General features: G+C 67.6%; 19 protein-coding genes. 12 read left to right on the forward strand and 7 right to left on the reverse strand.

Features of this window, described 5'->3' with window-relative positions:
* Positions 1–5: 5 nt before the first annotated feature.
* Positions 6–1,712 (reverse strand): AMP-binding protein, encoded by a 1,707-nt coding sequence (locus WS51_RS08135; protein WP_069228923.1) that lies wholly within the window; start codon positions 1,710–1,712, stop codon positions 6–8.
* A 187-nt stretch (positions 1,713–1,899) separates the two neighbouring features.
* Complete coding sequence (locus WS51_RS08140) at positions 1,900–3,033, reverse strand: acyl-CoA dehydrogenase family protein (RefSeq protein WP_069229164.1); 1,134 nt, start codon at positions 3,031–3,033, stop codon at positions 1,900–1,902.
* A gap of 137 nt (positions 3,034–3,170) precedes the next feature.
* On the opposite strand from WS51_RS08140, the gene WS51_RS08145 reads away from it, so the two are divergent.
* The 3 genes from WS51_RS08145 to WS51_RS08155 all read left to right on the forward strand — a co-directional run bounded on the left by WS51_RS08145 (position 3,171) and on the right by WS51_RS08155 (position 6,659).
* Positions 3,171–4,205, forward strand: coding sequence for an AraC family transcriptional regulator (locus WS51_RS08145; protein WP_059447250.1), 1,035 nt, complete (start codon positions 3,171–3,173; stop codon positions 4,203–4,205).
* Between the two features lie 121 nt (positions 4,206–4,326).
* Complete coding sequence (locus WS51_RS08150; protein WP_069228924.1) at positions 4,327–5,889, forward strand: NfeD family protein; 1,563 nt, start codon at positions 4,327–4,329, stop codon at positions 5,887–5,889.
* Complete coding sequence (locus WS51_RS08155) at positions 5,886–6,659, forward strand: slipin family protein (RefSeq protein ID WP_059447248.1); 774 nt, start codon at positions 5,886–5,888, stop codon at positions 6,657–6,659. Before WS51_RS08150 ends, WS51_RS08155 begins: the two co-directional genes overlap by 4 nt.
* A gap of 87 nt (positions 6,660–6,746) precedes the next feature.
* Here the strand turns inward: WS51_RS08155 and WS51_RS08160 are convergent, their stop codons facing one another.
* On the reverse strand, positions 6,747–8,024 hold the full coding sequence (locus WS51_RS08160; protein ID WP_059447247.1) for an HAD family hydrolase: 1,278 nt from the start codon (positions 8,022–8,024) through the stop codon (positions 6,747–6,749).
* 494 nt (positions 8,025–8,518) lie between these two features.
* Between WS51_RS08160 and WS51_RS08170 the strand changes: the two genes are divergently transcribed.
* The 5 genes from WS51_RS08170 to WS51_RS08190 all read left to right on the forward strand — a co-directional run bounded on the left by WS51_RS08170 (position 8,519) and on the right by WS51_RS08190 (position 13,193).
* Complete coding sequence (locus WS51_RS08170) at positions 8,519–9,415, forward strand: M24 family metallopeptidase (protein WP_069229165.1); 897 nt, start codon at positions 8,519–8,521, stop codon at positions 9,413–9,415.
* Between the two features lie 48 nt (positions 9,416–9,463).
* Positions 9,464–11,251: an SDR family oxidoreductase gene (locus WS51_RS08175; RefSeq protein WP_059506517.1), complete on the forward strand. Its 1,788-nt coding sequence runs from the start codon at positions 9,464–9,466 to the stop codon at positions 11,249–11,251.
* 33 nt (positions 11,252–11,284) lie between these two features.
* Positions 11,285–12,190 (forward strand): metal-dependent hydrolase, encoded by a 906-nt coding sequence (locus WS51_RS08180; RefSeq protein WP_059506515.1) that lies wholly within the window; start codon positions 11,285–11,287, stop codon positions 12,188–12,190.
* Positions 12,191–12,279: 89 nt separating this feature from the next.
* Positions 12,280–12,567, forward strand: a complete 288-nt coding sequence (locus tag WS51_RS08185) for a hypothetical protein (protein ID WP_059447243.1) — start codon at positions 12,280–12,282, stop codon at positions 12,565–12,567.
* 251 nt (positions 12,568–12,818) lie between these two features.
* Positions 12,819–13,193: a DUF2917 domain-containing protein gene (locus WS51_RS08190; RefSeq protein WP_059447242.1), complete on the forward strand. Its 375-nt coding sequence runs from the start codon at positions 12,819–12,821 to the stop codon at positions 13,191–13,193.
* Positions 13,194–13,366: 173 nt separating this feature from the next.
* Here WS51_RS08190 and WS51_RS08195 read toward each other — a convergent pair whose 3' ends face one another.
* Complete coding sequence (locus WS51_RS08195) at positions 13,367–13,645, reverse strand: hypothetical protein (RefSeq protein ID WP_006480752.1); 279 nt, start codon at positions 13,643–13,645, stop codon at positions 13,367–13,369.
* Between the two features lie 763 nt (positions 13,646–14,408).
* On the opposite strand from WS51_RS08195, the gene WS51_RS08200 reads away from it, so the two are divergent.
* Positions 14,409–15,710 carry an NCS2 family permease gene (locus tag WS51_RS08200; RefSeq protein WP_059447241.1) on the forward strand — a complete coding sequence of 434 codons (1,302 nt, stop codon included), beginning with the start codon at positions 14,409–14,411 and terminating at the stop codon, positions 15,708–15,710.
* 108 nt (positions 15,711–15,818) lie between these two features.
* Here the strand turns inward: WS51_RS08200 and WS51_RS08205 are convergent, their stop codons facing one another.
* The gene (locus WS51_RS08205) at positions 15,819–16,670 is read right to left on the reverse strand and encodes a LysR substrate-binding domain-containing protein (protein ID WP_069228925.1); all 852 of its coding nucleotides are present in this window, start codon (positions 16,668–16,670) and stop codon (positions 15,819–15,821) included.
* A 205-nt stretch (positions 16,671–16,875) separates the two neighbouring features.
* Between WS51_RS08205 and WS51_RS08210 the strand changes: the two genes are divergently transcribed.
* From WS51_RS08210 to WS51_RS08220, 3 genes are read left to right on the forward strand one after another with little or no spacing between them, the layout of a single operon-like run.
* Positions 16,876–17,406 carry a hypothetical protein gene (locus tag WS51_RS08210; RefSeq protein WP_059791331.1) on the forward strand — a complete coding sequence of 177 codons (531 nt, stop codon included), beginning with the start codon at positions 16,876–16,878 and terminating at the stop codon, positions 17,404–17,406.
* Positions 17,407–17,419: 13 nt separating this feature from the next.
* Positions 17,420–17,746, forward strand: a complete 327-nt coding sequence (locus tag WS51_RS08215) for a hypothetical protein (protein WP_069228926.1) — start codon at positions 17,420–17,422, stop codon at positions 17,744–17,746.
* A 3-nt stretch (positions 17,747–17,749) separates the two neighbouring features.
* Positions 17,750–18,613, forward strand: a complete 864-nt coding sequence (locus tag WS51_RS08220; protein WP_069228927.1) for an MBL fold metallo-hydrolase — start codon at positions 17,750–17,752, stop codon at positions 18,611–18,613.
* 155 nt (positions 18,614–18,768) lie between these two features.
* On the opposite strand, the gene WS51_RS08225 is transcribed toward WS51_RS08220, so the two are convergent.
* Both WS51_RS08225 and WS51_RS08230 read right to left on the reverse strand, forming a co-directional pair.
* A complete protein-coding gene (locus tag WS51_RS08225; protein WP_059447236.1) occupies positions 18,769–19,056 on the reverse strand; it encodes a DUF1488 family protein in 288 nt (95 codons plus the stop codon).
* A 243-nt stretch (positions 19,057–19,299) separates the two neighbouring features.
* A complete protein-coding gene (locus WS51_RS08230) occupies positions 19,300–19,491 on the reverse strand; it encodes a DUF2964 family protein (protein ID WP_059447235.1) in 192 nt (63 codons plus the stop codon).
* Between the last annotated feature and the right edge of the window lie 95 nt (positions 19,492–19,586).

The following is a 19,586-nucleotide window of genomic DNA, read 5'->3' on the forward strand; positions in this document are numbered from 1 at the left end:
TCATTTCATTTCAGTTCGGCGGCGAAATCTTCTTCCCAGTATTCGCCGGGCATCCGCGTGGCCGCATCGTCGCCGCGCTCGATCTCGCGGCGGCGCAGCTCGACGCGGCGGATCTTCCCCGAGATGGTCTTCGGCAACTCCGCGAATTGCAGGCGGCGGATGCGCTTGTACGGCGCGAGCTTTTCGCGCGAGAAGCGAAAGATCTCCAGCGCGAGCGCGGGGCTTTCCTCATAGCCCTGGCGCAGCGCGATGAAGGTCTTCGGCACCGACAGCCGCACCGGGTCCGGGCTCGGCACGACGGCCGCTTCCGCGATCGCCGGATGCTCGATCAGCACGCTCTCCAGTTCGAACGGGCTCAGCCGGTAGTCGGACGACTTGAACACGTCGTCCGCGCGGCCGATGTAGACGTAGTAGCCGTCGTCGCGGCGCATCGCGATGTCGGACGTGCGGTAATGGCCGTCGCGCATCGCGTGGGCCGTCGCGTCGGGATTGTTCGCATAGCCGCTCATCAGCCCGACCGGGCGCGCCGCGCCGGCGCCGATCGGCAGCGCGACCTCGCCTTCGTCGACGGGCGCGCCGTCCGGATCGAGCAGCGCGATCCGGTAGCCGGGCAGCGGCCGGCCCATCGAACCGGGGACGACGGGCTGGCCCGGCGTGTTGCCGATCAGGCAGGTGGTCTCGGTCTGGCCGTAGCCGTCGCGAATCGTGATGCCCCACGCCTTCTTCACGCGCTCGATGATCTCGGGATTCAGCGGCTCGCCCGCGCCGACGATCTCGCGCAGCTTCACGTCGAACGCCGCGAGCGGCTGCTGCACGAGCATGCGCCACACGGTCGGCGGCGCGCACAGCGTGGTCACCTGGTATTTGACGAGCGCATCGAGCACGACCTTCGGCTCGAAGCGTGCATAGTTGAACGCGAACACGCACGCCTGCGCATTCCACGGCGCGAAGAAGCAGCTCCACGCATGCTTCGCCCAGCCCGGCGAGCTGATGTTCCAGTGAATGTCGCCCGGCTGCAGGCCGACCCAGTACATCGTCGACAGGTGCCCGACCGGATAGGTGCGGTGCGTATGCTCGACGAGCTTCGGCTTCGACGTCGTGCCCGACGTGAAGTACAGCAGCATCGGATCGTTCGCGTGCGTGATGGCGTCCGGCTCGAATGCGGCGCTTGCCGCGTAGCCGTCGTTCATCGCGAGCCAGCCCGCGCGCGGCGCGCCGGCGACGATCTTCCGCTCGAGGCCGAGATCGGCCTGCTCGAACTTCGCGGTTTCGTTCTCGTCGACGATCGCGTATTTCGCGCCGCCGATCTGCACGCGATCGCGCACGTCGTCGGCCGACAGTTGCGTGGTCGCGGGCAGCACGATCGCGCCGAGCTTCATCGCGGCGAGCATCGCGTCCCACAGCTCGACACGGTTCGGCAGCATCAGCAGGATCCGGTCGCCGCGCCCGACACCGATGCCGCGCAGCCAGTTCGCGATTCGCGACGAGCGCTCGGACATCTGCGCGAACGAATACGGGTCGCCCGTGCCGGTTGCCGCGTCGACGATCCACAGCGCGGGCCGGTCGTTGCCGCGCGCCATCGGGTCGAAATAATCGAGCGCCCAGTTGAACGCATCGAGCACCGGCCATTCGAAATCGCGGCAAGCGGTTTCGTAGTCGGTGCGATGGCGCAGCAGAAAGTCGCGTGCGTCCAGGAATGCCTGTACCGTCATCGTGTCGTCTCCGTCCAGTCTCCATGCCCAGCGGTCAACCGGCTCACGCGCTGCAGCGCATGCCCGGTTCCGTGTTGCGCGGCGCACGGTCACGTCGTTGCGTGCCGCGTTCGTCGCGCTGCCCTCGTGCCCTGCCTGATTGCGTGCCTGTCTCGTTGTTCGCGGGGTTGCCGGTAGAGCGCCCTGCTCAAAGCTGTCGCGCGATCACCATCCGCTGCACTTCGCTGGTGCCTTCGTAGATCTGCGTGATGCGCGCGTCGCGATAGTGACGCTCGACTTCGTAATCGGCGAGGTAGCCGTAGCCGCCATGGATCTGGATCGCGTCCGAACACACGCGCTCGGCCATCTCCGACGCGAACAGCTTCGCCTGCGATGCTTCGGACAGGCACGGCAGCCCGGCCGTGCGCAGCTTCGCCGCGTGATGCACGAGCAGGCGCGCCGCGTTGATCTGCGTGGCCATGTCGGCGAGCTTTTGCTGGATCGCCTGGTGCTCGGCGATCGGCTTGCCGAACTGCACGCGCTCGCCCGCATAGCGGCGCGCCTTGTCGAACGCGGCGCGCGCGATGCCGAGCGCCTGCGCGGCAATGCCGATGCGTCCGCCCTCGAGGTTCGACAGCGCGATCTTCAACCCTTCGCCGCGATTGCCGAGCAGGTTTTCTTCCGGAATCGCGCAGCTCTCGAACGTGATCGGGCACGTATCGGATGCGCGGATGCCCATCTTCTTTTCCGGCTTGCCGACGATGAAGCCCGGCGTGTCGGTCGGCACCAGGAACGCGGAAATGCCGCGCTTGCCGGCCTCCGGGTCGGTCATGGCAAAAACGATCGCGACCCCGGCACGCTGGCCGTTCGTCACGAACTGCTTCGCGCCGTTCAGCACCCACTTGCCGTCGCGCAGCTCCGCGCGCGTGCGCAGGTTGTTGGCCTCGGAGCCGGCCTGCGGCTCGGTCAGGCAAAACGCGCCGATCACGCGGCCCGCCGCCATGTCGGCCAGCCAGCGATCCTTCTGCGCCGGCGTGCCGAAGCCGAGGATCGGCCCGCAGCCGACCGAGTTGTGCACGCTCATCATCGTCGCGCACGCTGCGTCGCCGGCGGCGATCTCCTCCATCGCCAGCGCATAGGCGACGTAATCCGTATACGCGCCGCCCAGCTCCTGCGGCACGATCATCCCGAGCAGGCCGAGTTCGCCGAGCTGCGCGACGACGGCGTCGGGCAGGTGCGCGTCGCGGTCCCACTGCGCGGCGTTCGGCGCCAGCACCTCGGTGGCAAAAGCGCGCGCGGCGTCGCGGATCATCCGCTGGTCTTCGGTGTAAAGCTCGTCCATGGCGCTGCTGTCTCCCGCGGCCGCTTGCCGCGACCGTCCTTTCGTTTCGATGCAACAAGTGTAGGCAAGCGCGCGCGACTGTTCGATGCTCGCGGCGCTCATTTACACTGAGCGTTTTTGCCATACCGGCGGCTTCGATGAAGCAGGAAGAGAAAGGAACCATCGCGATCAGCCTCGTCGCCTACAGCGTCGCGCTCGCCACCCGGCGCGGCGTCGCGGCCGAGCCGCTGCTCGCGCAGGCCGGCATCGCGCCGGCGCTGCTCGCGCAACCGCGTTCGCGGGTGTCCGCGCAGCAATACGGCGCGCTGTGGAACGCCATCGCGCGCGCGCTCGACGACGAGTTTTTCGGGCAGGATAGCCACCCGATGCGCAGCGGCAGCTTCATTGCGATGAGCCAGGCGGCGCTGTCCGCGCACGACGGGCTGCACGCGATGGCGCGCGCGGTGAACTTCATGCACTGCGTGCTCGACGACCTGCACGCGGAGCTCGACGCCAACCCGCAGCGCGTGCGGCTGCGTTTCGTGCACCGCAACAGCACGGCCGCGCCCGCGATGTTCACGTATGCGACCTATTTCATCATCGTGTACGGCCTCACCTGCTGGCTGATCGGGCGGCGCATTCCGGTGCTGCATGCGAGCTTTCGCTGCGACACCCCGCCGGCCGACCACGAATATCCGTCGATGCTGTGCGACGACATGCGCTTCAACCAGCCCGATTCGTATGTCGATTTCGATCCCGAATTCGCGACGCTGCCGGTGGTGCAGAACGCCAGGACGCTGAAAACGTTTCTGCGCAACGCGCCGGCCAGCTTCATCGTCAAGTACCGCAACCCGAACGCGCTCGCGCAACGCGTGCGCACGGTGCTGCGCGGCATGCCGCCCGCCGCATGGCCCGGCGCCGACGGGATGGCCGCGCGGCTGCACGTGGCCGAGGCGACGCTGCGCCGCAAGCTGCACCAGGAAGGCCATGCGTACCAGTCGATCAAGGACACGCTGCGGCGCGACCTCGCATTCGAGGCGCTGGCCGATCCGTCGCGAACCATCGCCGATGTCGCGGCCGCCACCGGCTTCGCGGAACCGAGCGCGTTCTACCGCGCGTTTCGCAAATGGAGCGGGCGCAGCCCGGCCGAATATCGGGAAGAGGCGCTCGCGCGCGGCGGCGGCGCCGGCTGAATCCGCGGCCTGCCCGTCCGCCTTCGCGCTTTCCGCCGAAACCGCCTAATCTTCAAGCATCGGGCCAACGCCCTTTCCGCGAGCCGGACGGCGTGCGGCCGCGCGCCGCCCGGACGCCCCGATGCGCATTCACCGTCATGAGCCGCCGCCTGCATCGGCGGGCGGCCGCCCCCGTCACCCGCTGTCCGCGCGGGTCGCGCGCGCCGCGCTGTTCGCGGCGCTGCTCGTCGTGTGCGCGGCGGTTGCTGCCCCGCCTCCCACCGCCGCACCCGCGGCCTCGCCGCCGGTGTTCGTGATTCCGGTCAACGGCGCGATCGGGCCGGCCAGCGCCGACTTCATCGTCCGCTCGCTCGAGCGCGCGGCACGCGAGCACGCGCCGCTCGCGATCCTGCAACTCGATACGCCCGGCGGGCTCGACACGTCGATGCGGCAGATCATCAAGGCGATCCTGGGCTCGCCGGTGCCGGTCGCCGCCTTCGTCGCGCCGGGCGGTGCGCGGGCCGCGAGCGCCGGTACTTATATCGTCTACGCGAGCCACATCGCCGCGATGGCGCCGGGCACCAATCTCGGCGCCGCGTCGCCGGTGCAGTTCGGTATCGGCGGCGGTGCGCCGGGTGCGCCCCGGCCGGCGCCGGCGCCGGCGCCGGCCGGGGCGTCGGGCGCGGTCGGGGCGTCCGGCGCATCCGCATCGCCGGCCGAGCTGCCGAACGACACGCAATCGACGGAGATCCGCAAGGCGACGCAGGACGCCGCCGCGTACATCCGCGGCCTCGCGCAGTTGCGCGGACGCAATGCCGAATGGGCCGAGCGCGCGGTGCGCGAGGCGTTGAGCCTGTCGGCGACCGAAGCGCGCGCGCAACATGTCGTCGACCTGATCGCGCAGGATCCGGCCGACCTCGCGCGCCAGCTCGACGGCCGCGCCGTTACGACGACGGCCGGCACGCTGCACGTCGCGACCGCGCACGCGCCGCTCGTCGTGCTCGCGCCCGACTGGCGCAGCCGCTTCCTGTCGATCATCGCCGATCCGAACGTCGCGCTGATCCTGCTCACGATCGGCATCTACGGCCTGTTCTTCGAATTCGCGAACCCTGGCTTCGTGCTGCCGGGTGTCGCGGGCACCATCTGCCTGCTGATCGGGCTGTTCGCGATGCAACTGCTGCCGATCAGCTACGCGGGCCTCGGGCTCGTGCTGCTCGGTCTCGGCTGCCTCGTCGCCGAGGCATTCCTGCCGACCTTCGGCGTGCTGGGTTTCGGCGGAATCGTGTCGTTCACGATCGGCGCGCTGATGCTGATCGACACCGACGTACCGGGCTACGGCATTCCGTGGCCGGTGATCGCGGGCCTCGCGCTCGGCGGCGGACTGCTCGTCGCGCTCGTGTCGAGCGTCGCGCTGCGCGCGCGGCGGCGGCCGGTCGTGACGGGTGCCGAGGCGATCGTCGGCAGCATCGGCGAAGTGCTCGACGATGGCCTGCTCGCCGACCAGCCGCAGGATGCAGCCGGCCCCGCACCGTCGGCCGCGGGCTGGGCGCGCGTGCACGGCGAGCGCTGGCGCGTCGCGAGCAGCACGCCGCTGGCGGCGGGCTGCCGCGTACGCGTCACCGGCCGCCACGGGCTCACGCTCACCGTCGCGCCGCTCTACGACGTGCCGGCGCAAGAACGACAACACCAGGGAGCACCGTCATGATGGGCTACACGTTCGGCTTCAGCGGCGTCCTGATCGTCTTCGTCGTGGTGCTCGTCGCATCGTCGATCCGCATCTTCCGCGAGTACGAACGCGGCGTCGTGTTCATGCTCGGGCGGTTCTGGAAGGTCAAGGGCCCGGGCCTCGTGCTGATCATCCCGATCGTCCAGCAGGTCGTGCGGATCGACCTGCGCACCGTCGTGTTCGACGTGCCCGCGCAGGACGTGATCACGCGCGACAACGTGTCGGTGAAGGTCAATGCGGTGGTGTATTTCCGCGTCGTCGATCCGGAGAAAGCCGTGATCCAGGTCGCCCGCTTCTTCGAGGCAACGAGCCAGCTCGCGCAGACGACGCTGCGCGCGGTGCTCGGCAAGCACGAGCTCGACGCGTTGCTCGCCGAACGCGAGCAGCTGAATGCCGACATCCAGAAGACGCTCGACGCGCAGACCGATGCGTGGGGGATCAAGGTGTCGACGGTCGAGATCAAGCACGTCGACCTGAACGAAACGATGATCCGTGCGATCGCGCGGCAGGCCGAGGCCGAACGCGAACGGCGCGCGAAGGTGATTCACGCGGAAGGCGAATTGCAGGCATCGGAGAAGCTGCTGCAGGCGGCGCAGCGGCTTGCGCAGCAGCCGCAGGCGATGCAGCTGCGCTACCTGCAGACGCTGACGACGATCGCGGCCGACAAGAACTCGACGATCGTGTTTCCGCTGCCGGTCGACCTGCTGAGCGCGTTGCTGGACCGGTTGGGCCCGCGACGCGAGCATTGAGACGCGCGGGCGCCGGCCCGCACGACGCCGCGACCGATGGCGGCGGGCGCGCGGCCGCGACGGCCCGGCGCCCCGCCCGGCCCCGCGTCAAGCCAGCAGCTTGCGCTCGCTCTTGCCGTACTTGATCGACTTCTCGTCCGGGATCATCAGGCCCGTATGCTCGTCGCGGCCCTGCAGCAGGAAGCGCGCGTCCGGGTTGCCGATCTGTTCGGCCGCGAGCTTGCTGTCCGCGCCGATCTCGCCCTTCTTCATCCGGTTGACGATCACGCCGGCCGCGGTGTCCTTGAAGTCGCGCAGCATCCACGCGTCGCCGTCGCTGTCGCCGAACACCAGCAGCGGGCCGTAGCCCTTCTTCGACGCAAGCACGTTGCGGATGCCCACCGTCTTGCCGGGCCCCCAGTTGAAATGCCAGCCGGCCGGGTACGTGCTCGTGTACTTGCCGTCCTGCATGTCGAGGCGCAGGCCGATCACGTTCTCGGGCGGCACGCCGTAGCCGTAGTTAGGATTGCCGGCGAATACGCGCACGACGTCGTCGAGCGACGCGGTGCTCACGTACACGTCGATGCCGTTCGCGCGCAGCGTGTGCATCACCGCGCGGATTTCCTCGTGGATGCGGATGCCGTGGAAATGCGTGTCGGCCACCACGCCGGCCTTGCCCGGCAGCGACTTCGGGCTTTCGTAACGGACCTTGCGCAGCGCGTCGCCGATGCCGTAGTTGTTCGACGCTTCCGCCATCGCCTGCAGCTCGGCGGTCGTCATGTTCTTGTAGAAGTAGATGATCCACTTGTAGCCGACTTCGAGCGGATGCGTGTCGCAGATCGCGTCGTACATGAAGTACAGCTTCGCGCGGAAATCCTTGAACTGGTCGGTCTCGCGAATCTCGTCGAGGCTCTTGTCGCCGGCGAGGCCCTTGTAGTTCGCGTGGAGCCAGCGGTAGTCGGATTCGACGTCGGCGGCGAGATCCTCCATCGTCACCGGCTTGCCGTCGACGGTCGTGTAGTCCTTCATGAACGCGCCCTTCGGCACGTCCTTCCACATCACGCCGACGAACTCGTCGGGCGTCAGCTTGTACTGCAGATGGTTGATCTGGTACATCAGCAACGCCTCTTCGCAGTCGTTCATGATGCACGTGTTGTCCCAGTCGAACACCGCATACGGGCGGCGCTTTGCGTCGTAGTGCGCGCTCGCGACGCCATGCCGGTCGAGCACCGCCTGCAGCCGCGCGGCGTTGAACGGCGACCAGCGGCCCGGGTCCAGCGCGTCCGGCGCGGTCGTGCTCTTCGCGCCGGCCATGCCGGCCTTGAGCATCAGCGGCGTCGCGGCGGTCGCCGCGGCAAGGGTGTTCATGAACTGGCGGCGTTGCATGGTCTGTCTCCGTGGAATGGTCGAGTCGGCCCGGGTCGCTGCCCCGCACGACGCGCGGCACACCGCCCCGGGAAGCCGGAACGGCTTCGAATTGGGGGCGAATGATGTGACGAAATTATTTCGGCAATTTGACAGCGTCGCGCCGCGATACGACGCGGAGTTGATCCGACGCGACATGGCGGGCCGGCGGCGGCGCGGCGCGGGCGTCTGAAGGCTGCGGCGCACGGCATGCGCGCAAGGCGCCGGTCATCCGGCCCCCGACGCCCGAAAACCTAGAGACTCCCCTCCATTTCGGGCTTCATTAGGAGAAGTCCTCACCTCCGCGGCACGTCGAACCGGCTATGATCTTTACATCGATCAATGACACATTAAATGCTGACTGAATAATTCGCTCCAGGATCAACGGCGGCGGATGCATTCCGGATCAGCGCCCAGCCTTGCACGAGCCCCGCGTTGCCGGCGCGCGAATGCAGGCCGATACATGGAGACGCATCATGCCCGATCATCCGCTGCCGGAAGTCCATCTCGACGAGCTGCCGCAATTCCGCGCGGTCCAGCAACTTGCCTATCGCTGCGTCGAGACCGTCGGCGCGATGCTCTATCCCGGCATCACCGAGAAGGAGGCCACGCGCCTGCTGACCGAATGGCTGCAGGACAACGGCGTGCGCGACTGGCTGCACAAGCCGTTCGCATGGTTCGGCGACCGCACGGCGTTCGAAGGCTTCTCCGGCCTGAAGCATCTGGGCGGCTTCAACCTCGCATTCTTCCCGAGCAATCGCCAGCTCGAAACCGACATGCCCGTGATCCTCGACGTCGCGCCCGTGCTCGACGGCATCGTCGCGGACGTCGGCTACGCGCACTGCCTCGGGCACAACCCCATCCTCGAGCAGCTTCAGGACGACCTGATGGACCATCGCGACATGATCGTGCGGCTCGTGAAGGAGCGTCGCCCGATGGCCGAGGTCGCGCAGGCGGTCGATGCGCTGTGCCGCCGCCAGGGCGTCGAGCCGCGCCACAAGGCGTATCCGTTCAAGGTGCTTGCGCACCGCGTCGCGAAGATCCACAAGCTGTCGACACCGCGTTTCGTCGCGCGCTTCGGGCTGAACGCGACGCGCAACCTGCTGCTCGACCAGGGCCGCGCGGCGAAGCAGCAAGGCTGGTCGCCGCTGTGGTCGATCGACCGCCGCTCCGAACATGCGCCGGTGCCGGGCCTGTGGGCCGTGGAGCCGCATCTCGGCTTCGCCGGCGTCGGCGCGAAATTCGAGGAGCTGCTGGTGATCACCGACGACGACGCGTACTGGCTCGACGACGACCTGCCGCACGTGCGCCGCTGGCGCCGCCGCCAGGCCGAACGCGCGCAGGCCGTCGCGAACGTGCGGGCCGCCGCGTGACGCGTACGCCCCGCCCCTTCTCCCGAATCCCTGAACGACGGACTCACGATGCAGCCTCTTTCCGATGAAGCGCCGCTGGCCCTGTTCGAATCGGTTCACAACGAGACGGCCGTCGCCTCCGGCGACCTGACGCTCGCGGTCAGGACCTGGGGCGACCCGGCCCGCTCGCCGGTCGTGCTCGTGCACGGCTACCCCGACGACAGCAGCGTCTGGCAGCAGGTCGCGCCGCTGCTCGCGCGCAAGCATTACGTGATTGCCTACGACGTGCGCGGCGCGGGCCTGTCCGGCGCGCCGAAGCGCACGGCCGACTACCATCTCGCGAAGCTGACGGACGACTTCATCGCGGTGATCGACGCGCTCTGCCCCGGCCGCGCGGTGCACCTGATCGCGCACGACTGGGGCTCGATCCAGGGCTGGGAGTTCGTCACGGATCCGCGGCTCGCCGGCCGCATCGCGTCGTATACGTCGTGCTCGGGGCCGTGCCTCGACCACGTCGGCTTCTGGCTGCGCGAGCGCGTGCTGCATCCGACGCCCGCATCGTTGGCCAGGCTCGGCGGCCAGCTCGTGCGCTCGTGGTACGTGTACCTGTTTCACCTGCCGTTCATCCCCGAACTCGGGTGGCGGCTGTGGCTCGGCCGCGCATGGCCGGGCCTGCTGCGCCGTGTCGAGAAGACCGCCGCCGCGCCGCGCGCGACGCAGGCCGACGACGGCGCACGCGGCGTGCGCCTCTATCGCGCGAATTTCATCCGCTGCCTGTTCGCGCCGCGCGAGCGCTACGCGCATGCGCCGGTGCAGACGATCGTGCCGCTCCGCGACAAATACGTGAGCCCGGCGCTGTCCGAGAACCTGTCGCGCTGGGTGCCGCAGTACTACCGCCGCGAAGTCGCGGCCGGCCACTGGCTGCCGCTCGCCGATCCCGCGCGCTTCGCCGGCCTCGCCGAGCAATTGATCGACGCGGTCGAATCGGGCGACGAACCGCCCGCGCTCGCGAACGCGCGCCGCCGCGCGACCAGCGGCCGCTTCAGCGGCAAGGTCGTGGTCGTCACCGGCGCGGGCAGCGGCATCGGCCGCTGCGCGGCCCTCGCATTTGCACGCGAAGGCGCGACCGTCGTTGCGTGCGACATCGATCTCGCGAGCGCCGAGCGCACCGCGCTGCTGCTCGGGCTCACCGGCGCGCCCGCGCATGCGAAGCGCGTGGACGTCGGCCGCGCCGACGAGATGGAAGCGCTCGCGGCATGGGTCGGCAGCGAACTCGGCGGCGCCGACGTCGTGATCAACAACGCGGGCATCGGCATGGCCGGCGGCATTCTCGATACGAGCGAGCGGCACTGGGAGCGCATCCTGCACGTGAACCTGTGGGGCGTGATCCACGGCTCGCGGCTGTTCGCGCAACAGATGGCCGCACGCGGCACCGGCGGCCACATCGTCAACACCGCGTCGGCCGCCGCGTTCGGGCCGTCGCGCGACCTGCCCGCGTACGCGACGACGAAGGCCGCCGTGCTGATGCTCAGCGAATGCATGCGCGCGGAGCTCGCGGAAAAAGGCATCGGCGTGACGGCCGTCTGCCCGGGCTTCGCGGAAACCGGAATCATGGCGTCGACGCAATACGCGGGCGCCAACGCACAGGACGAGGCACGGCTGCGCAAACGCGCGACGAAGCTGTACCAGATGCGCGGCCTGAAGCCGGAAACCGTCGCGCAGGCGATGGTCGACGGCGTGCTGCGCAACCGGCCGGTCGTGGCCGTGGGCACCGAGGCGCACGCGCTGCGCTTCGTCGGCCGCTTCATGCCGTGGCTCGGCCGGATGCTCGCCCGCGTCAGCATGGCATCGCATTGACGCGCAGCGCGCCGCACAGCAACGGAGACACAGATGACCGCTACCGCCGAGTATCACAAGATCAAGGCCCGGCACGTGAAGTTCGACTTCAGCGACACGCCGATCACCTGGGTGCCGAACGACCCGGGCAGCACGCACATCATCAACACGCTGAACCTGCTGTTCCCGGAAGGCGAACTCTGGTTCTGCCGCGTGTACAACAAGGCACTGCCGCACATCACCGATGCGCGCCTGCGCGACGAAGCCGAAGGCTTCCTGCGCCAGGAGGCCGTGCATTCGCGCTCGCATGGCGGCGTGCTCAAGCATTACTACGATCGACACGGGATCGACACGAAACCGTTCACGCAGAAGCTGAACTGGCTGTTTACGCGCGTGCTGGGCGAAGCGCCGTTCGGGCTGAAGATCGGCCACACGCGTTTCTGGCTGCGTCAGCAACTCGCGGTGATCGCATCGCTCGAGCATTTCTTCGGCTATCTCGGCAACTGGGTGCTCAACGCGCACGGGCTCGACGAAGGCCGTGCGGACCCGACGATGGTCGACCTGCTGCGCTGGCACGGCGCGGAGGAAGTCGAACACCGGACCGTCGCGTTCGACATCTACAACCACATGGGCGGCAACTACCCGGAGCGCTGCGTGCACATGGCGTTCGTGATCGTGCTGCTGCTCTACTTCATCACGAGCGGCGCGAAATTCATGTACCGGCGAGATCCGGCCGCCGGCCGCTATCCGGGTTTCGTGCTGTCGTGGTGGAAGGGTTCGCGGCGCGGGCACCTGCCGTCGTTCTGGAAAGTGATCGGCGCGGCGCTGCGCTATTTCAGGCCGGGCTACACGCCGCACCACGAAGGCTCGACCGAGCAGGCACTCGCGTATCTGGCGCGCTCGCCGGCCGCGCAGGCGGCCGCGCACGGCGGCAACTGGGGCACGACGAAAGGCGCGTGAGCGGATCCGCGCCCGGCTTCGCGGCGGTTTCGGCGGGCGCGCCCGCCGAAATGCGTACAATCGCGGCTTCATTTCCCGGAGGTGCCGCGATGGCCATGAAGAAAACCGATCTCGAAAAGAACAAGGCGCTCAAGCTGACGCACGCGATGAAGCAGTCCAGCTCCGCGCGCTTCGGCAAGGGTGCGGAGGAGGCAGCGAAGCTCGATCGCCGCGCGCAACGCAAGCTCGACCAGGAGCAGGGCCTCGTGCCGTTCGCATGCAAGCTGAACGCCGAACTCGTCGAACAGTTGAAGGCACGCGCCGCCACGCATCCGAACGGGATGACGGGCCTGCTGTCCGAACTGCTCGTCAACGGCCTCGCCCAGCGCGATGCGTGATCGCCACGTATCTCGAAAATAGTCGTTGACAACGCCGCACGACATCGACAAACTCGTTCGCATGCCTACGTTCAAGCTCATCGCCATCGCGAATCATTGCCCGGTGAACATTCGAAAGAATGGTTCACGGGAGGCGCTTGTGCGTTAGCATCCGAGCAGTACCGCATGTCACACAAGGCCTCACCGGAAACGGATGAGGCCTTTTTGTTCTGGTGCGCGTCATCCGTCCGGCTCAACGAATGGAGAAGACGATGGACCAGGCAAGCCCGTTGTTCGACCGTCCCGATACGCGCCGCGTCGGTGCGATCGCGTTACCGACCGTCGTGATCCGTTTCGCGGTCGCGCCGCGCACGACACTCACCTGGCGCGCGCCGAGCGATGCCGAAATCCGCGCGCACGGCGCGCCGTTGTGGATCACGCGGCCGCCGAGCGTCGACGACTACTGGGTACAACCCGGCGACGTGCTGCGTATCGCGCGCGGCGATCGCATCTGGCTCGGCACCGATGACGACCGGCCGGCCGAAGCGTCGATCACGACCGCATACGTGAGGCGCGGCGAGCGGCTCAGACGCACGCTCGCGCGCATGCAGCGTGTGTTCGTCGGACGATGGAGAAGACGGGATTGACAATGCGCGCATCACGCGCGCGACGGAATGCCGGAGCGCGCGAAATTACCGCATCCGGAAATGGACGCACCCGCGACGCAATGCGCCGCGGGTGCGCGTCGAATGACGCGGCACGCGCATGCGTGCCGCGCGCGATCGCGCGCCGTGTGCAACGCTTGCATGCATCACGTGCATCAGGTGCTGGCGGCGAGACGCGGGCCCGTGCTGCGAGGCGTGGAATCGAGGTCGGGGCGTTGCGCCGCCTGCGAGGTCACCCACGGGTCGATGCCTTGCTTTTGCACCTCCTCGAGAAATGACACCCGCGTGCGCCAGTAATCCGCCTGTAATTTCGCATCGATGACGCGCTGTTCGGCTGCGAACAATTCCATGCGCGCCGTCACGAGCATCGACGCAGCGGTTTTTTCCGGCGTGGGGGCGTGCCGCATCGCCCAACGGCTGATCCAGTTCAACATGCTGACCTCCGTGATGACGGACGAACCCGCATCGGGCAATCGCAACCGGTCGCGCCTGCCCGAATGCGCCGCGACCGTCACCGCACTTCACCGCCTGGCCTGCACGGACTGCGACTCCCCCGCGTCGGCAATGACTGGCCGGCGTGTGCGCGCGGTGTATCTATCCTAGAAAGACTTGCCGGTTAACGCGATGACGTCTTGCAATCTTTTACACAGAAACCACAGTCCGGCTCGCATCGCGAAATGACAGTTGCGGACGCGACGGCTTCGGCGCAGGATAGCCCGATATCTGCAACCGCCTGGACTGACGAATAGCCGCTGCATACCGCCGCGCGCCCGCGGCGGTCATGCGTGCACGCTCGCGCATACCGTGCGTCCGTGGTCCCATGTTCGCCCCTCGTGCGGGTGCGCCAGTGCGGCCGCATGTCGTCGCGCGGCGGCGCACGCCGCATGTCCATCATGCCGTTGCGTCCGCATCGGCCGTCACGGCCCCCGCCATCGAATCGTTTCCATCGTTTCTGCCTGCCCGGGTCGAGCGAACCGGTAAAATGCGCGCCGTCCTCGCGCGGCCGGCCTGTCCGACCGTTCGCGCGAACGCAGCCGATCGTGCCCCGCAACTATATCGTCCGAGCTATCCGCGCTATTACAATCCGCCGATAGCGTCGCAATAGTGGCTGGTTACAGTAGGCCGGCCTCGCGCTGCCTTACAACAATTCGGCATAAACAACAAGCAACACGACAACCCGACCGGAGAAACGCCTTCATGGAATCCATCAAGCGGTATTTCGGCTTCGACGAAGCCGGCACCGACTTCCGCACCGAAATACTCGCGGGCGTCACCACGTTCCTGACGATGGCCTACATCATCTTCGTCAACCCCGCGATCCTCGGCGATGCCGGCATGCCGAAGGAATCGGTGTTCGTCGCGACCTGCCTCGTCGCGGCGCTGGCGTCGATCATCATGGGCCTGTACGCGAACTACCCGATCGCGTGCGCGCCCGGCATGGGCCTGAACGCGTATTTCGCCTACACGGTCGTCAAGGGGATGGGCTTCACGTGGCAGGCCGCGCTCGGCGCGGTGTTCATCTCCGGCTGCCTGTTTCTGCTCGTCACGCTGTTCCGCGTGCGCGAGGCAATCGTCAACGGCATTCCGAAATCGCTGCGCATCTCGATCACCGCCGGTATCGGCCTGTTCCTCGGCATCATCTCGCTGAAGACCTCGGGCGTGATCGTCGGCAACCCGGCCACGCTCGTCACGCTCGGCGACCTGCACAAGCACGACACGATCCTCGCGATCGTCGGCTTCTTCACGATCGTCACGCTCGACCACCTGCGCGTGCGCGGCGCGATCCTGATCGGCATCATCGGCGTCACGATCCTGTCGTTCTTCTTCGGCGACAACCAGTTCCACGGCGTGTTCTCCGCGCCGCCGTCGATCGACGCGACGCTGTTCAAGCTCGACATCGGCGCCGCGCTGTCGACCGGCATCATCAACGTGATCCTCGTGTTCTTCCTCGTCGAGCTGTTCGATGCGACCGGCACGCTGATGGGCGTCGCGAATCGCGCGGGCCTGCTCGTCGAAGGCAAGATGAACCGCCTGAACAAGGCGTTGCTCGCGGACAGCACCGCGATCGTCGCGGGCTCGGTGCTCGGCACGTCGTCGACCACCGCGTACATCGAAAGCGCGTCGGGCGTGCAGGCCGGCGGCCGCACGGGCGTGACGGCGATCACCGTTGCCGTGCTGTTCCTCGCGTGCCTGTTCATCGCGCCGCTCGCCGGCGTCGTGCCGGCTTATGCGACCGCACCGGCACTCCTCTACGTGTCGTGCCTGATGCTGCGCGAGATGGTCGACGTACCGTGGGACGACGCGACCGAAGCCGTGCCGGCCGCGCTCACCGCGTTGCTGATGCCGTTCACCTACTCGATCGCGAACGGCGTCGCGTTCGGCTTCATCGCATACGGCGGCCTGAAGCTGCTGACCGGCCAGGCGCGCACGGTCAAGCCGATCGTGTGGATCATCGCGGCCGTGTTCCTGTTCCGCTTCTTCTATCTCGGCAGCGAGTGACGCACGCGCGCCCTGGCGCGCTGCAAGATGAAACGAAAACGCCACCTCGCGGTGGCGTTTTTGCTTCGTGCTCGGCGGGGCGATGCGCGACGCGCAAGCCAGCTTCGGTCAAGCCTCCGCCTGACGGAGCACCCAGCGGGCGAACGCCTGCAACGGCCCCTCGCTCAGTTCCAGCGGCTCGGGCAACACGAGACAGAAGCGCTTGATCACGCCCCGCGCGTCGGGCCAGGGCGCCGCGAGCAACCCTTGCGCGATCTCGGCGTCGACATAGAGGCGCGGCACCAGCGCGACGCCGAGCCCGGCCAGCGCCGCCGCGATCAGCATCGAGTAAAGATCGTAGCGTGCGCCGGCAGCCGGATTGTTGACCGGCAACCCGGTCTCCTGCACGTATGCCGACCACGCGTCGGGCGTCTGGCGCTTGTGCAGGCGCGGCAGCGTGCCCAGCAACATGTCCGGCGGGCCGCCCGCGAGCAGCGACGGATGGCAGACCGGCACCAGCACCTCCTCGCACAACCGGTACGTATGCATGCCGGCCCAGGCCGGATGCTCGAAGTGAATCGCCGCATCGAACCCGCTGCCGGCCAGCACGAACGGCTCCGCACGATCGGCGAAATGCACCGTGATGTTCGGATGCTGGGCCTGGAATCCCTTGAGCCGCGGAATCAGCCAGCGCGTCGCAAAGGTCGGCGTGACCGCGATATCGACGCTGCCGCCGTCGCCCGGCTGCCCCATCATGTACTGGCTGTCGCGCTCGAGCCGGTCCAGCACTTCGCGAACCTGCGCCGCATAGCGCGCGCCGTTCGGTGCCAGCCGCACGCGGTTGCCGATCCGCTCGAACAGCGCGACGCCCAGGAAGGCCTCCAGCCGGCCGATCTGCCGGCTGATCGCGCCTTCGGTCAACGCCAATTCGTCGGCCGCGCGCGCGAAGCTGCCGTGCCGCGCCGCGGCCTCGAATGCCATCAATGCCGAATTGCTCGGAATCCTGCGTCGCGTCACGATTGCTCCCCGTTCGACCGCCCGCCGTCGATTATGGCTTGATCAAATGTCATTGAACGGTGACGAATCATCGTTTTTCTCTCATTGTTCCGCTCATTATCATGACAAAAACTCAACCCGTCGAGCTGGCCCATCGATTCCGAACGCCGCTCGCCACTGCGGAGAAGTCATGATCTATGCCGTTGAATGCAGCATCGCCGAACCCGCCGTCGAAGCCGAGTGGAACGACTTCTACAGCCGGGTGAAACTGCCCGCGCTGATCTCCGTATCCGGCTTTCGCACGTCGCAACGCTTTCGCGCACTTGGCGGCGACGGCCCCGTCTACCTCGCGCTGCACACGATCGACGGCCCGGACGTGCTGACGTCGGCCGAGTATCGCGACAACGGCGGCGGCAATTTCGCGCGCTGGCAGCCGTACATCGTCGAGTGGCGCCGCAACGTGTACGACTGCGCGGCACCCGCGCCGGCCGTCTCCGGCCGTCAATGGCTGGCCGTTTGCGACGACCCCGCCCCGTTCGCGCGAGCAGGTATCGCGGCCACGGCCATGCACGCGGTCGCGCTGGATCACCGGCCGGCCGCGCGCTGGCTGGCCGTCCTCACGCACGATCAGGCTCGGCTCGGATCCGATGGCGCGATCCGGCTCTATGCGGCGATGGGCGAGCGGCTCGTCAGCACGACGACGCCAGCAACCGCACGCTGACCGGAGCGGGACCATGCCCAGCGTCACGATTCTGATTCCCGAAACGAGCATGCCGACCAGCTCGGCACTCGACGCACTGTCGTCGGCCTGCGAGCAGCTCTGCGCCGACGTGTTGAGCGCCGCACCCGGCACGGTTCACGTCGCATACGTTTCGGTCCGGCACGGCCTCGGACGGCCGGTCAGCGCGGAGATCCGCATGCGCACCTCGTCATTTCGCACCACTGAACTGATGGACCGGTTCATGAGCGATCTGGATCGCGAGATTCTTCGCCACACCGGATTCGTCGCACGCATCCGCTGCTTCGGCTACGACACCGCTCACCTTTATGCACGACATTGACCCATGAGCGCACCCGTTCCCCGCCCTTCCTTCCCGCGTCGCCAGGTCGGCGAGTTCACGGTGACCGCGATCAGCGACGGCACGCTGACGGCAGGCCTCGACCTGCTGTCGAACATCGACGTCGACGACGCGGCCGGCATCATGCTCCGGGCCGGCATACAGGTGCCGTCCGACGTCAACATCAACTGCTACGTCATAGGCGGCAACGGGCGCACCGTGCTCGTCGACACTGGCGCCGGCGGCATCCGCAGCTGGGGCGGCCTGCTGCGTCCATCGCTGTCGCGAGCCGGCATCGACGCACCCGACATCGACACGGTCCTGCTGACGCACGCACATCCGGACCACATCGGCGGCCTGCTCGACATGAACGGAAACCCGGTCTTTCCGCAGGCGGAAGTGCTCATTCACGAACGGGAACGTGCATTCTGGCTGGACAACACCATGTACGAGCGGGCAAGCGAGCGCGCACGCGTCAATTTCCGGATCGCGCGGCAGACGTTCGACGTGTATCACGCGCAGCTGCGCACCATCGAGGCCGGCGACGTACTGCCCGGTATCGTCGCGGTCCCGCTGCCGGGACATACGCCAGGCCACACCGGCTATCGCGTCGAATCGCGCGGCGAGCGCCTGCTGATCTGGGGCGATCTCGTGCATTTCGCGCCGATTCAGGTTGCCCGCCCCGACGTGTCGATCGCGTTCGATCACGATCCGTCGCAGGCCGCATCGACGCGCGCGGCCACGCTCGCCGAAGTCGCTTCGGATCACTTGCTGATTGCGGGCATGCACCTCGCCGACACGGGCTTCGCACGCATCGCGCGCACGAACGGGGCACCCGGCGATGCATATGTGCTGATCGGGGCGGATTGAGCGCGACGGAACACGGGCGTGGCGGTACGCCGCTCGATGCTCGAAATCGAGCCGGGCACCGCCCGCCGCGCGAGCGCGCTATCGGAAGAACATGCGCGGATATGACACGGGCGCCGGTATCCGGCGCCCGCTCCGTCGCTGTCCGGTCGTCCGGCTCAGCGGCAGTTCGCTTCGTAGAAGCGCACGTAGCCGCTGCGCAGCGTCACGCATTGCGCGCGCGTCTCGGACAGCAGCCGCCGCGCGGCTGCCTCGATACGCTCGCGGTGCTGATCGTACGCACCGACCATGTCCTCGAAGCGCGGCGATGCCGCACCGAAATGATCCTCCAGCGCCTCTGCGGTGATCTGACATTGGACGCGCTCGCCATTGACCAGCGCCGTGAAACCGAGCATCAGGTCGCGCCCCGAATATTCGGGCTTCTCATTCGTGAAATGGATCTGCATGGGAGCCGCCTCGTCCGGTAGAAAGCAAATGACCGCGTCCGTCGTCCGCCACCGGCCGGACGAAAATGTACGCGGGCTCGCCGGCAGAGGCAGTATCCACGGGGGTATGGCGCGGACGATGCGTGCCGGTTGCATTCCACTTTAGACGGTTTCGCGCAGGAGGCAAATTTGCGATGCGCGTCGTTCCGACGCGCATTTTCATCAGACCAGCGCGCGACATCGGGCACCATTTGCCGAGCGGCGTCAGTGGGGATCGGTGGGCCAGACGTTCAGTGCGATCGCGGCGGTCGTGGCGCCGACCGCGATCGCGGTGGCCCCGTAGCTCACCGCATCGCTCAGGTCGAACAGCAGACCATGGATCGCGACGGCGATGCCGCCCAGCATGATGAAGGTGGCGATGGCCGCCAACACGACTCTCAGTTCCGTCCGAACCATGATGGGTCTCCCGAACGGATGCATGTCACGTCGCATGCATGTTGCGATGCGGAACACGGCGCGTGCGTGCTCCACTTTCATCATTGCAGGCGGGC

Origin of the sequence: Burkholderia territorii (assembly GCF_001718335.1) — a bacterium.
GTDB lineage: Bacteria > Pseudomonadota > Gammaproteobacteria > Burkholderiales > Burkholderiaceae > Burkholderia > Burkholderia territorii.